General features: G+C 60.9%; 14 protein-coding genes and 1 tRNA gene. 7 read left to right on the forward strand and 8 right to left on the reverse strand.

The genetic code is table 11. The annotated features are described in order from the left end of the window. Positions 1-10 precede the first annotated feature (10 nt). Positions 11-2,275 (forward strand): DNA topoisomerase IV subunit A, encoded by a 2,265-nt coding sequence (parC, locus tag PB2503_RS08725; protein ID WP_013300880.1) that lies wholly within the window; start codon positions 11-13, stop codon positions 2,273-2,275. 58 nt (positions 2,276-2,333) lie between these two features. On the opposite strand, the gene PB2503_RS08730 is transcribed toward parC, so the two are convergent. Beyond that, positions 2,334-2,732, reverse strand: a complete 399-nt coding sequence (locus PB2503_RS08730) for a hypothetical protein (protein ID WP_013300881.1) — start codon at positions 2,730-2,732, stop codon at positions 2,334-2,336. 57 nt (positions 2,733-2,789) lie between these two features. Then, positions 2,790-3,674, reverse strand: a complete 885-nt coding sequence (locus tag PB2503_RS08735) for an EamA family transporter (RefSeq protein WP_013300882.1) — start codon at positions 3,672-3,674, stop codon at positions 2,790-2,792. Positions 3,675-3,753: 79 nt separating this feature from the next. Here PB2503_RS08735 and PB2503_RS08740 point away from each other — a divergent pair, with 79 nt between their 5' ends. The 4 genes from PB2503_RS08740 to metG all read left to right on the forward strand — a co-directional run bounded on the left by PB2503_RS08740 (position 3,754) and on the right by metG (position 7,644). Beyond that, a complete protein-coding gene (locus PB2503_RS08740) occupies positions 3,754-4,239 on the forward strand; it encodes a MarR family winged helix-turn-helix transcriptional regulator (RefSeq protein ID WP_013300883.1) in 486 nt (161 codons plus the stop codon). A gap of 232 nt (positions 4,240-4,471) precedes the next feature. After that, the gene (locus tag PB2503_RS08745; protein WP_013300884.1) at positions 4,472-4,963 is read left to right on the forward strand and encodes a hypothetical protein; all 492 of its coding nucleotides are present in this window, start codon (positions 4,472-4,474) and stop codon (positions 4,961-4,963) included. Between the two features lie 135 nt (positions 4,964-5,098). After that, the gene (locus PB2503_RS08750) at positions 5,099-5,857 is read left to right on the forward strand and encodes a MipA/OmpV family protein (protein ID WP_158305838.1); all 759 of its coding nucleotides are present in this window, start codon (positions 5,099-5,101) and stop codon (positions 5,855-5,857) included. A 59-nt stretch (positions 5,858-5,916) separates the two neighbouring features. Beyond that, positions 5,917-7,644 (forward strand): methionine--tRNA ligase, encoded by a 1,728-nt coding sequence (gene metG / locus PB2503_RS08755; protein WP_013300886.1) that lies wholly within the window; start codon positions 5,917-5,919, stop codon positions 7,642-7,644. A 25-nt stretch (positions 7,645-7,669) separates the two neighbouring features. On the opposite strand, the gene ychF is transcribed toward metG, so the two are convergent. The 6 genes from ychF to PB2503_RS08785 form a co-directional block, all read right to left on the reverse strand. Further along, positions 7,670-8,767, reverse strand: coding sequence for a redox-regulated ATPase YchF (gene ychF / locus PB2503_RS08760; protein WP_013300887.1), 1,098 nt, complete (start codon positions 8,765-8,767; stop codon positions 7,670-7,672). Between the two features lie 73 nt (positions 8,768-8,840). Further along, positions 8,841-9,536, reverse strand: a complete 696-nt coding sequence (gene pth, locus PB2503_RS08765) for an aminoacyl-tRNA hydrolase (protein ID WP_013300888.1) — start codon at positions 9,534-9,536, stop codon at positions 8,841-8,843. 207 nt (positions 9,537-9,743) lie between these two features. Continuing rightward, complete coding sequence (locus tag PB2503_RS08770; RefSeq protein WP_013300889.1) at positions 9,744-10,382, reverse strand: 50S ribosomal protein L25/general stress protein Ctc; 639 nt, start codon at positions 10,380-10,382, stop codon at positions 9,744-9,746. Between the two features lie 165 nt (positions 10,383-10,547). After that, a complete protein-coding gene (locus tag PB2503_RS08775; protein ID WP_013300890.1) occupies positions 10,548-11,153 on the reverse strand; it encodes a demethoxyubiquinone hydroxylase family protein in 606 nt (201 codons plus the stop codon). Between the two features lie 6 nt (positions 11,154-11,159). After that, positions 11,160-11,690 (reverse strand): disulfide bond formation protein B, encoded by a 531-nt coding sequence (locus PB2503_RS08780; RefSeq protein WP_013300891.1) that lies wholly within the window; start codon positions 11,688-11,690, stop codon positions 11,160-11,162. 8 nt (positions 11,691-11,698) lie between these two features. Beyond that, positions 11,699-12,436 (reverse strand): exopolysaccharide biosynthesis protein, encoded by a 738-nt coding sequence (locus PB2503_RS08785; protein WP_013300892.1) that lies wholly within the window; start codon positions 12,434-12,436, stop codon positions 11,699-11,701. 77 nt (positions 12,437-12,513) lie between these two features. On the opposite strand from PB2503_RS08785, the gene PB2503_RS08790 reads away from it, so the two are divergent. Both PB2503_RS08790 and PB2503_RS08795 read left to right on the forward strand, forming a co-directional pair. Then, a tRNA-Leu gene (locus tag PB2503_RS08790) sits at positions 12,514-12,600 on the forward strand. A 336-nt stretch (positions 12,601-12,936) separates the two neighbouring features. Further along, entirely contained in the window at positions 12,937-13,131 is a 195-nt protein-coding gene (locus tag PB2503_RS08795) for a hypothetical protein (protein WP_013300893.1), read from the forward strand. Positions 13,132-13,186: the final 55 nt, after the last annotated feature.

Consider the following 13,186-nt stretch of genomic DNA (forward strand, 5'->3'; position numbering starts at 1 on the left):
CCAGCGCGACATGGCGAAACGACCGACGAAAACCCCCGACCGTCCGGCTGGCCCGGAGACCATCATCGAAGAGCCCATGGGCGAAGCGTTGTCGCGACGCTATCTTGCCTATGCATTGTCCACAATTACAGCGCGGGCGTTGCCGGATATCCGCGACGGCTTGAAACCCGTCCATCGCCGGATTCTCTACGCCATGCGCCAGATGCGTCTTGGATCGGGCGGTAGCTATCGCAAGTCGGCAAAGGTCGCCGGCCAGGTGATGGGGGATTACCACCCCCATGGTGACCAGGCGATCTATGATGCGATGGTTCGCCTGGTGCAGGATTTTTCCGTCCGTATTCCGCTCATCGATGGGCAGGGCAATTTCGGGAATATCGACGGCGATAATGCAGCGGCAATGCGGTATACAGAATGTCGTCTGACCGAAGCGGCGGAGTTACTGCTTGAGGGCATCGACAACGATACGGTAGACTTCCGAGAGACCTATGACGGCGAGGGGAGAGAGCCAGTTGTCCTGCCCGCCGCCTTTCCGCATCTGCTCGCCAATGGGTCAAGCGGCATTGCGGTGGGGATGGCCACGAATATCCCGCCCCACAATGTTGCTGAACTGATCGATGCGTGCCTCCATCTGATCAAGACGCCGAATGCCCGAACCGAGACCTTGCTGAATTATGTCAAGGGCCCCGACTTACCCACCGGCGGTGTTTGCATCGAGAGCAAGGATGATCTGGCCGAGGCATATGCCACCGGTCGGGGCGGCTTTCGTATCCGCGCACGATGGGAGACCGAAGACCTTGGCCGTGGACGCTATCAGATCGTCGTGACGGAAATTCCGTATCAGGTCCAAAAATCCAAATTGGTCGAACGCATCGCCGATTTGATCCAAACCAAAAAGCTGCCGGTCTTGACCGATGTCAGGGACGAAAGTGCAGAGGACATCCGGCTGGTGCTGGAGCCTAAAGCAGGGTCCCTTGACCCCGAGACCGTCATGGCGGCGATCTTTAAGTTGACCGACCTTGAAACCAGGCTGAGCCTTAATCTCAACGTCATTGGCGCTGATGGCGCCCCCGGCGTGTTCGGTCTGCGCGACTGTCTTCAGGCGTTTCTCGATCACCGGCGCGACGTATTGCTGCGGGGAACCCGGTATCGCCTCGATAAGATCGCGCACCGGCTCGAGATCCTTGACGGATTTTTGATTGCGTATCTCAATCTCGATGAGGTCATTCGGATTATTCGTTACGAGGACGATCCGAAAGCCGAACTGATGGCGACCTTCGACCTGTCCGAGATCCAGACCGAAGCGATCCTCAATATGCGTCTTCGGTCCTTGCGGAAGCTTGAGGAAATGGAGCTGAAGCGAGAACACAAGGATCTCAAGGCCGAGCAAAAGGATCTCCAGGCTCTCCTCAAATCGGAGGATATCCAGTGGGAGCGTATTGCCGGTCAGCTCAAGGAAACGCGAAAGTCTTTCGACCCCCGGTCGGATCTGGGACGACGGCGGACGGCCCTCAGCGATGCGCCGATTACAGAGGAGGTCGACCTCGACGAATTGATCGAGAAAGAGCCGGTCACGGTCGTGATTTCCGAGAAAGGCTGGGTGCGTGCGCTGAAAGGGCATGTCGAGGACAAGGCGAGCATCAAATATAAAGATGGCGATCAGGGCCGCTTCGTCTTACCCGCAATGACGACGGATAAGGTGATCCTTGTATCAACCAATGGGCGGTTCTTTGCCCTCGACGTCAAGGATCTGCCTGGGGGGCGGGGCCATGGCGAACCCTTTCGGTTGATGGTCGACCTCACCAATGAGCATGATCTGATCGACGTTTTTCTCTACCAGGGTGATCGCACCCTGCTTCTGGCGAGTAGCGCCGGTCACGGATTATTCGTCCCCGAAGAAGACGTGCTGGCGACAACGCGTAAGGGCAAACAGGTGCTGAATGTCGCGGCGGGGGCGGAGGCACAAGTCTGCCGCCTTCTGACAGCGGCACCAGGGCCGAATGATTACCTCGCGACCATCGGCAGCAATCGCAAATTGCTGATCTTCCCGGCGGGCGATGTCCCGGTGATGGTCAAGGGGAAGGGGGTTGTTCTCCAAAAAATCACCAACGGGACCCTTGTGGATGCGAAATGCTTCTCCCCTGAAGAGGGGCTGACCTGGACGGATCGGGCCGGCCGCCAGCAATCAGCGGAGGAGTGGAAGGAATGGGTCGGCAAACGCGCCCAGGCAGGCAAGCTGCCGCCGAAAGGGTTTCCGCGCGCTAATCGCTTCGGATGAGGAGGGGGGCTCAAGCTCCACCGCATGTGAGGCGGCGGCTTCTCCGTCCTTGGGCGGCCTATCCCAAGGCGCCTAGCAGGCTCGCCAACGCGATGGCCGCGGCGGTGAGAAGCAGGGCAAGACCAAGGGCGCCCCATATCGTCCAGGCCACCAGTCCCGCGAGGCTATAGGTCACGACAAGAAAGATCGGCATGGCTGCGGTCCAGCGCCCTCCGATGCGCGGTACACCGAACAGGTAGAGACTCCATACGAGCAAGAGGACGCCGCTCACGGCGAAATAGACGGCGGCGAGCTCAGACCACCAGGGGTCGGCGTCCCAGACCAACCGCGCAAAGGTGAGCGGCAGCACGAAGAGGGTGGTCGGCACGAAAATCCACGACAGGAGAGATTGGGTCCAATTTCGCCCTCCCTTGTCGATTTCTTCCGAAAAATGTCGGTTCTCGCGGTCATAGGTCATCCACTCACTCCTGAGAGACCCGTCACGTATAAGGGGCCATTTCGGGGCGGGGCCTCATCAACGCGTTGCCAGTCTTGGCTTGGCTGTTTGTGGTCTCGGCCTCAGCGCATATTGCCCCGCAAACACGCTCATAAGAACGACGACCATGCCGATACTTTGCATCATACTCAACGTTTCATGGAGAAATAGCCAACCAAGCAACGTCGCACTCATCGGACTGAGCAGCCCCAATAGTGAAACCGCCGTAGGGTGAAGTTTGCGAATACCCCGTAGCCAGATGATGTAGGTCGTCGCGGCCCCGATCAGTCCCAGATAGGCGAGACCTAAGACATTCGTGACGTTAAAGCTCGACCAGTCTGTTGGGGCAAGAGGGACAAAGGGCAGTAATAATAAGCCGCCTGCTGTCAATTGCCAAGCCGTGAAAGTCAGGGTGGAAACTTGTGGCTGCCATTTACGGCTCAGCACAACACCGAATGCCATCGATGTTGACCCGGCAATCCCGGCGACAATCCCCCCCATATCGAGACTAGCGTCAGGCGTTAGGACGAGAAGGGCAACCCCTAAAGACCCTGCTGCGACCGCGAGCAGGGAAAGCGCTTTGATGGGGGACCCAAGCAGGACACGAGAGGCCAAGATAACCACAAACGGTTGTAAAGCGCCCATCACGGCGGCGACCCCGCCCGGCAATCGGTAGGCGGCAAAGAAAAGCAATGACCAGAAGACCGCGAAATTGAGGGCCCCCAACACAAACATTTTCCAGATCCAATGACCATGGGGAAGCTCGCGAACCAAACTTAGAAGAAGAAGGCCGGCCGGTAGGGCCCGCAGGACTGAAACCGTGAGCGGATCAAGGTTCGGCAAGAACTGTGTCGTGACGATGTAGCTGCTGCCCCAGATAAGCGGGGCCAGTGCCGTGATGGAAAGATCAATGGGGCGAGACATGAGGGGTCCAATTTATCTTGATGTCGAGATAAGCGCATATAGCTTGACCTCAAGATAAATGTCAATTCATTGTCCCCGCATGTTCGATATTGAAGAGATCAGAGCGCAATGGGCCAAACAACGGCCGGACATCGACACGAGGCCCATGGGACTGATCGGTCGGCTTGTCCGATTGACCGCTCTTTATAGTGACGAAATGATCAAGAACTTTGCGAAGCATGGGCTGAGCGCAGCCAGCTTTGACGTCTTGGCCACGCTGTTGAGATCGGGACCGCCGCATTCGCTCTCCCCCAACCAATTGCTCTCAACCATGATGGTGACGTCGGGAACGATGACAAACCGGATTGATCAACTGGTAAAGGACGGCTTGGTTGCCCGTATCCCCAACCCAGATGACAAGCGCAGCGTCCATGTCCAACTGACAGAAGACGGGATTAAGAAAATCGATGCCGCTGTGACCGATCACGTTATCGTGCAGAGACGACTCGTCGAGGGATTGTCTCAAGCAGATCAAGCCACGTTGAACAGGATATTGGACAAAGGGCTTTCCTCATTCGATCGCTAGAGCCTTTTCAAGCGACGTGGGAACCGTTCGCGTAAAGAAGAGACGATAGCCCAAAGATCTAGAGGCGTTTCACGGCGCTAATTGACCTGAAACGGCTCTAATAAGCTGCAGACATCCGCCACCCATCCTCTCGTCCCCCCTCCGCGCCGCCGCCTTTCCCCGGACGACTTGGCCTGTCAGCGCCCCTCGGATAGATCTCGCCCATCGTCATCAGCGAGGGGAGAATTGGGCGATGGATGGCAATCGGATGTTCGGGGGGCGCGCGCTTTTTCTCCTTGCCGCCTGTGGCCTTTGGGGGTGTGCCTCTTCGGCGCCGACCCTGCCGCCGGAGGCATTCGGCGGCCGCCCTGAGATCGCGGCGAGCGAAAGCCCGGATTGGGAGAATTGGGGCCCCGATGAGAACCGCCGACGCCGCCTTGAGTCAGCGGAGGGCGAGCGGCTGTCCACGGCCGCCTTGCGGGCGGAGCTGAGGGGCGGCGTACTGCGCGGCTGTTATCCGAGCGGTACCGCGTTCGCGGAGCGGCTCGCCTTGGATGGGACGTTCACCGACGAGCTCGCGGGGGGGCGGGTTCTCGGCACCTATTCGCTGGAGGATGACATGCTCTGCTTTGACTATGAGGAGGCGGATGCCGGCGGCTGCTACGCTGTCTTCCGGCGGGAAGAGACACTGAATTTTTTCAACATTCAGAATGGCCGTAAAGTCGCGACGACGGCGTGTGAGTGAGCTGGAGCGGTGAAACTTCGCCTCTCGGCCTCGCCTTGGCGGAATTTGTGCTAAATCATAGGGATGTCGTGTTTTCAAAGGTCGAGTATGGCGTCCCTATCTCCTCAATCCGCTCTTATCATCTTGGGCGCGTCAATGGCCTTGAGTACCGCGGCCGTGGCGCAGGGGGTGACCCCGAACCCTTCGGCGGATCCCCGCAATGCGGTGGGCCTGGGCATTGGGGCGGTGATGGAGGCTTATCGCGACCTCGACGAAGATACCCGCATCCTGCCGACCCCTGTTCTGCGCCTTGATGGGCGGCGGTTCAGCGTCTCGGGCACCTCGGCCAGCTACAGCCTCTTGAAAGGGGAGAAATGGGAGGCGGCGGCGACTCTCGATTATCGCTTCCAAGGCTATGATGCGGAGGACAGTCCGATCTTCCAGGGGATGGATGACCGTGACAGTACCCTCGAGGGCGGGGGCTGGTATAGCTACAAGATTGGGCCGGCGATCCTCACCGCCTACGCCCTCACCGACCTGTTTGACCGCCATGGCGGGTATGAATTGCGCGGGGTCGCCGCCTATAAGGTCGTTGACAACCGGGCCACGAAAGTGACGCCCTATCTCGGTCTCTCCTTCCAGTCGGAGGATCTGGCGAATTATTATTATGGGGTGGAGGCCGATGAGGCCGCTACGCTCGTCATTGACGGTGAGAGTGTCACCCGCGCCCAATATGTCCCGGGGGAGACCCTGACCCCCTTTGTCGGAATCACCGCGCGTCAAGCCCTGTCGCGCAAATGGGCGATCGCGGCCACCGGCCGATACGAGTTTTTACCCGACGAGGTGGTCGACAGTCCCTTGACCGATGCGGATAGTCGCGCCTTCTTCGCCCTTGCCCTGGCGCGCCTCTTCTAACTTGCGGTCCGGGGCAAGTTGCGGCATCGCCGCCGCTCAGCCCATTGCAGAGTGGTTCTATGGCCCGGATCCTGGTGACTTCAGCGCTGCCGTATATCAACGGCGTCAAACATCTTGGCAATCTGGTGGGGTCGATGCTGCCGGCGGATGTCTATGCCCGGTTCATGAGGGCGCGCGGGCACAATGTCGCCTTTCTCTGCGCCACCGATGAACACGGCACCCCGGCGGAATTGGCGGCGCGCAAGGCCGGTCAGCCCGTGGCTGAATATTGCGCGGCGCAGCACGAAACCCAGGCTTCTCTCGCTGCCGCCTTTGGTCTCAGCTTCGACCATTTCGGTCGGTCGTCGAGCCCGACAAATCACGAGCTGACCCGCCATTTCGCCGACCGTCTCGAGGCGGAGGGATATCTTGAGGAACGGGTCAGCCAGCAAGTCTATTCCAACGCGGATGCCCGCTTTCTGCCCGATCGCTATGTCGAAGGGACCTGTCCCAATTGCGGCTTCGAAAAGGCGCGGGGGGATCAGTGCGATAATTGCGGAAAGCTCCTCGACCCCACCGATCTCATCGATCCCTATTCCGCTATCTCCGGCTCAAAGGATGTCGAGATGCGGGATACCCGCCACCTTTATCTTTTACAGTCAAAACTTGAGGGCGAGGTGCGGGCTTGGGTCGATACGCATAAGGACTGGCCCCTCCTGACCCGATCGATTGCCTATAAATGGATCGACGAGGGGTTGCGCGATCGGTCGATCACGCGCGATCTCGACTGGGGTATTCCCGTCCGGCGCGACGGCTTTGAGGGCAAAGTCTTCTACGTTTGGTTCGATGCGCCCATTGAATATATCGCCGCGACCAAAGAATGGGACCCTGAGGGCTGGGAAAGCTGGTGGCGAACCGATCAGGGGGCGGACGAGGTCACTTATGTCCAGTTCATGGGCAAGGATAATGTCGCATTCCATACGGTCTTCTTTCCGTGCACGCTGATCGGATCCCGGGAGCCCTGGAAGCGTGTCGACCATCTGAAGAGCCTGAACTGGCTCACCTGGTATGGGGGAAAGTTCTCAACGTCCGAAGGCCGCGGGATCTTCATGGATCAGGCAATCGACCTCATGCCAGCGGATACGTGGCGGTGGTATTTGATGGCCAATGCGCCGGAGTCCGACGACACCGCTTTTACGCTCCAATCCTTTGCCGGCGCCGTGAACAAGGACCTTGCCGATGTCCTTGGGAACCTCGTCAATCGGGTGACACGCTTCACGGCGTCAAAGTTTGAGGGACAGGTTCCGCCGGGGGGCGAGCCGGGGGAGGCCGAACAGACGCTCTATCGTGAGGTTGACGACCGTTGTGCCGCGCTCACCGGCGCCCTTGAGGCGATGGAGTTTCGGAAGGCCTTTGCTGCCTTGCGCGGTCTTTGGGCGGCGGGGAACGAGTATTTGCAGGTCACCGCGCCCTGGACGGCGTTCAAGACCGACCCCGACGCGGCGGCCGTCAGCGTCAGGACTGCCCTCAATCTTATTATGTTGATTGCGGAGGTCTCCGCCCCGGTCATCCCCGAGACCGCCGACAAAATCCTCGGCATTTTCGGCCGCCAGGGGGAAGAGCCGCCGGCGTGGCCGACGGGACCGGCGGCGCAATTATTGACCCGCGTTCAGCCAGGGACGCCCGTCCCCGCGCCTGAGGTGTTGTTCAAGAAAATCGAGGACGAACAATTGGCCGAATGGGCGGTACGCTTCGGTGCGCCATCGGCTGGGGAGACGGGGGAGACGGCGGAGACGGCGGGCGACTGAGTGTGGCCCCACCGGGGTGGGGGGATCAGGCGCCGGTCCGAAAATGCATGACGTCGCCATCCTGGACGACATACTCCTTGCCTTCGATGCGCTGTTTTCCCGCATCCTTGGCCCCTTGCTCTCCCCCCGCCGCAACGTAATCGTCGAAGGAAATTGTCTCGGCTCGGATAAAGGTTCTCGCAAAATCGGTATGGATGACCCCGGCGGCATCGGGCGCCTTGGTGCCTTGCCGAATCGTCCAGGCACGCGCCTCTTTCGGGCCGGCGGTGAAGTAGGTTTGCAGCCCTAACAGCTCATATCCGGTTCGGATCAGTCGGTTGAGGCCGGGCTCTTCAAGCCCGAGCTCTTCGAGATATTCCTGGGTCTCCGCCTCATCCAGGGTGGCGAGTTCCGCTTCGATCTTGGCACTGATGACCACGCTGGCCGCCCCGGCTTCCGCCGCCCGGGCCTTGACCTGGTCTGCGTAGGCATTGCCGCTGGCGGCGCTCTCTTCATCGACATTGGCGACGAAAAGGACAGGCTTTTGGGTCAGCAATTGCAGCCCCATCCATGCCTTTTCGCTCCCCTTTGGCACTTCGGCCATGCGCGCGGGGCGTCCCTCCTGCAATTCGGCGAGGGCGAGGTCCAGCAGGGGCAAGGTATCCTTGGCGATCTTGTCACCGCCGGTGGCTTTTTTCGCGAGGCTGGACCGGCGTTTTTCGAGGCTTTCAAGATCGGCGAGCATGAGTTCGGTTTCGACGATTTCGAAATCAGCAATCGGATCGACCCGTCCCTCGACATGGGTGATATCGTCGTCTTCGAAACACCGCAGGACATAGACCACCACATCGACCTCGCGAATATTAGCGAGGAATTGATTGCCCAGCCCTTCACCCTGGCTGGCGCCTTTCACCAATCCGGCAATGTCGACGAATTGGATACGGGCGGGAATGATTTCGGCCGAGCCCGCGATCTCGGCCAGCTTGGCGATCCGTGGCTCGGGCACCGCGACATCCCCGACATTGGGCTCAATCGTGCAGAAGGGATAATTCGCCGCCTGCGCGGCCGCCGTCTTAGTCAGCGCATTGAACAAAGTTGATTTGCCGACATTCGGCAAGCCCACGATACCGCACTGGAAGCCCATGGTGCATCCCTTCTTTCCTTGAGGGGACGGGGCATAGCGCTCCGTCGTGAGGGATAGAAGGGCCTCTCCCTATTTAGTCTCCCTTGAGGGATTTGAGGGCATCGAAGGGGGAGGCCGGCGCCGAGGGCCGGTTACGAGATGTCGGCGGCGTCGCAGCGGGGGGAGGGTCATCTCCCTCACGCGGTTTTGGGGCAGCGGGGGGCTGCATCACGGCGGACTGAAACCGTCCCACCGCCGCCTCGTCCCGCGGCATGAGCAGCGGCAGCGACCTGGCCATCCGCTCGAGCAGATCATCGTAATAGTCGGTTCGCTCCGCCTTCGAAAAATTGCCCAGGACATAAGGCATCACCTTGTCCTTATGCCCCGGATGGCCAATGCCGATCCGCACCCGCCAGAAGTCAGGCCCGAGATGGGCGGCGATCGACCGCAGCCCATTATTTCCTGCAAGGCCGCCGCCTTTTTTCACGCGCACCTTACCGGGGGCCAGGTCGATCTCGTCGTGAAAAACGATGATGTCGTCGAGCGGGATTTTGTAAAATTGGCTCGCCGCAAGAACCGCGGTGCCGCTATCATTGTAATATGTGTCGGGCCGCAAGGTGAAGGCGCGGCAGGAGCCGACCCGGCCTTCGGCGAGCGCGCCGCGGAACTTGCTCCGTTCGGGGCCGAAATCATGGGCGCCGTGGATCTCCTCCACCGCGTGAAACCCCGCATTGTGACGGTTTTGGGCGTATTGGGCGCCCGGATTACCAAGGCCGATGAGCAAGATCATCTCATGGGCCTAGCCGAGGATGGACGCGTCAGAAAGTGTTTCCGCCCGACCGTCAAGCGTCTCTCATTGCCGACAATTGCCCCCGATGAGCCGAATAGACCGGCGATCCATATTGGGGCGGCGCCTGCCGTCATCTGTGACCGGCGACCGGCGGCTTGCGGTCATCCTTCAAGCGGGGACACCGCGGACACGGTCGCCGTCAGAAGATCACTCTTCGGCTTTTTGCTCGATAACCTCGGTTTCCGTCACCTCGTCGGCGTCGTCCCCTGCGGCTTTCAGGGCCGACGGCGCGGCGATGGTCGCGACGGTGAAGTCCCGATCGGTGATGGTGGGGGTGACGCCGTCGGGAAGTTTGACGGCGGAGATATGGATCGTATCCCCCACATCGGCACCGGCGAGATCGGCTTCGAGGGCCTCCGGAATATTCGTGGCGGAGGCGACGACTTCGACTTCGTGCCGCACGATGTTGAGGACCCCGCCTTTCTTCAGTCCAGGGCAGGTTTCTTCATTGAGGAACCGCATCGGGACGTTGACGGTGACCTTGGTACGGGCATCCACCCGCATCAGATCGACATGCCGGGGCAGGTCCTTCACCGGGTCGACCTGAATATCCCGGCCGATCACCTGTTGTTCGCCGCCCTCTAGCTTGATCTTCGCCAGCACATCGATGAGCCGGCCGGTCTGATACGCTTTCAAGACTTGGTTGTAGCGAAGCTTGATATTGAGCGGTTCTTCGTCGCCACCATAGAGGACGGCGGGGACCCAGCCATCGCGGCGGACGGCACGGCTGCCCCCGGTTCCCGCCCGCTGACGGCGTTCGCAATCGAAAACAAAAGCGTCTGACATAGCTCCATTCCTTTCATTCCGCCCGCAAACCACTGGCCCTCGGACGAAGAGACCGCGTTGCCAGAGCGGGCAATACGCGGACCCGGGTTTCCTGAAGCCGCGCTGCTAGCGGTGCCGGACGCGGCGGGCAAGCGAAAACGAAAATACCGGACGGTGCGAAGCGCCTCAGACCTTCTCGGCCAGACTGATCGCGGCGCGGCAGCCAAATCCGATGACCCGTTTCATCACGCTGTAGCCAAAGGTTTCCTCGGCACCCGCATCAAGGGCGGTATCGCGGTGGCCGATCTCATCGATGCGAAAGGCCTCGACAGTTTCCTGGAGCGTGGCGTCGAGACCGTCGAGCTCGTCGATTTGCGCCCCGTAATGCCGCTCGATCTCGGTTTCGACGGCACTGGTACAGGCCATTGCGGCCTTCTCTCCCATCAGGGCTGTGACCGCGCCCAGGGTAAAGCCCGCGGCGTTCCAAACGGGGGAGAACAGGGTCGGCCTGATATTCTCCTCGGTCAGATAGCGGTCGAAGGTCGCCAAATGATGGGCTTCGCCGTCTTCCATATGAGCCAAGGTCGCCTTGAGCTGTGCCTTGCCCTTTACCTTCTCGAACACCGCCCGTTGGCCGCGATAGATATTGACCGCTCCATATTCGCCGGCATGGTCGACCCGCAGCATTTCAGCGCGCCGCCGAGTCTTGGGCCCGGGGGAAGGGGGCGCCTTCCGCTCTTCCAGGGCCTCAGCGGTATCGGTCGGGGCGGGCAGGGGGGGGGCTTCGGTCATAAGCTCTTATAGGTCCTTCCGACGGGGCGCGGCCAGCCTTCCGACCGAGAGCAAGGTGAGACCCAAGAGCGCGGCGGAGATAAGGGCATTGTACCCGGCCATGGAGAGCCCTGCGAGCCGCCAGGCCGCCACCTCACAGGGCGGCCCCTCCGGGCCTGCCGTGGCGAGACTGCTGAGAAGCGCATCGGGATCCACCTCGACAAGCACGCGGCCGCCCGCGCCGCAGGCGGCCGGACCGTCCCAATAGTCCCACTCCACCCCGGCATGAAATCCCGCAAGGAGGGTCGACCAGAGATACACCCCCGCCAGCGCGATCATCAAAGGCCCACGGGCAGGGCGCGGGCCGAGAACAAAGGCGGCAACGGTCGTGCCCGCGATGCAGAGAGCCACCCAATGCACTTCCCGCTGATCGAGACACAGAAGACAGGGGGGATATCCGCCGACCCGCTCGAACAAATGGGCGCCTGCCAAGAGGCCGCCACTGACAAGGGCGGCGAGGCCCGCGACCAGAAGGGGGGAAAGCAGAGGGACCTTCATCGCCGTTTCTAGTTCACCGCCACGGGGGGGGAGCCCCGACCGAGGATCATCTCCTTGATGATATCGAGCGCTTCCGCCCCGAAATAGAAAAACCCGAAGATCAGGAGGGCCACCCAGGCGAGCCCCAAGAGTAAGCCAACGATCACCAACAGGCCGTCACGTTCGATCAACCCGATACTGGCAATGGCAACCCCGATCCCCGGTGCCGTATTCGTACTGGGAAGCGGGACGAGGATCGACGCGCAGGGGATCAGCATCAGGGCGCCGACAACCCGCACGGCGGCGCCGTCGGTCAAGGTTGAGAATCTGGGCCGTGCAAACCGCTCCACCCACCCCAAATATCGGGCCGTCCGCTGCACGACGCCGCGCATGGACTGGATATCGATCCGCCGGTCACGAAGGCCATCGGGCAACCACGGTGCCTCTCTCCCGGCGGCCAATTGGGCGGCCAGGGCGAGCATGGGCAGGGCAACGATCTGAGGGATTCCCCACAGAAACGGAATGCAGCAGGGGAGGGCGAAGAACAATAAGAGGAGGCCGAAGGCGCGTTCGTCGAGGCGGTCGAGCAAGGTCGAAAGCGTGGCTTCGCCCTCTGGATGCGCCGCCCCTTCCTTGCCCTCCTTTAGGGGGGTGTCCGTGGATCGCTGATGCCGGGCAAGGTCATCCAATGTCGCCAAGAGAAGAGCGGTCACCGTGGTCGGTTGGTCCGCGGCCTTTTCCTGCGTCTCGGCGCCTGGTCCCTGCATCGCCTGCTCCTGTTGAGAAATAAGGCGCTACCGGGATGGACAGGACGGCGCAAGCGGCTAAACGTCGACGGCTCGCTGCGGGTGTGGCGGAATTGGTAGACGCAGGGGATTCAAAATCCCCCGGTGGCAACACCTTGCCGGTTCGAGTCCGGCCACCCGTACCATTCTTGATCTCAAGGCGCGGGGCGCCTCCGATGGGGCGGCCTCTGGCCAGAACGTGGTCGCGTGCTTTGGCGTTTTGTTATTCGCCGCTTCGTTCAAGTCCTGTCCTCTCATCCGCCCCATTTTTGATTGGCCTACCGCTTCGCTACTTGAGGCCCTGCGGTTCTAGGTCAGTCCTCTCACCTGCCCCATTTAGTTTGGCTATCGCGTCGCTATTTGAGGCCGTGCGGTTCGGGGGTCGCCTCGGCAAGGCGGGGGGGCGGGCTTCACCGAGCCTGTCGCGGCTTTTTCTCTCCGCCGCGCCGCCTACATCTGTAGGGCTGGAAGAGGACCGTCCCATGGCCGATGACAAAGATGCCGCTTATGAAATCGACGAGGATACCCTGCGTGCGCTCATCCGGGACACGGTGGGGGGCTTGGGGGAAGTGGCGCCCGATACCCTGCCTCACCGCGTGCGGGAGCGGCTGAAGGGTCAATTGGCGGCGCATCCCGATATCGATCGTATCCTTCGGGATATTCTCAAAGAGACCTGAACCACAAGGGGAGGGGGTCTCGCCACCATCCTGTTACAAAGTTCACATTTTGGCG

Origin of the sequence: Parvularcula bermudensis HTCC2503 (assembly GCF_000152825.2) — a bacterium.
Classification (GTDB): domain Bacteria; phylum Pseudomonadota; class Alphaproteobacteria; order Caulobacterales; family Parvularculaceae; genus Parvularcula; species Parvularcula bermudensis.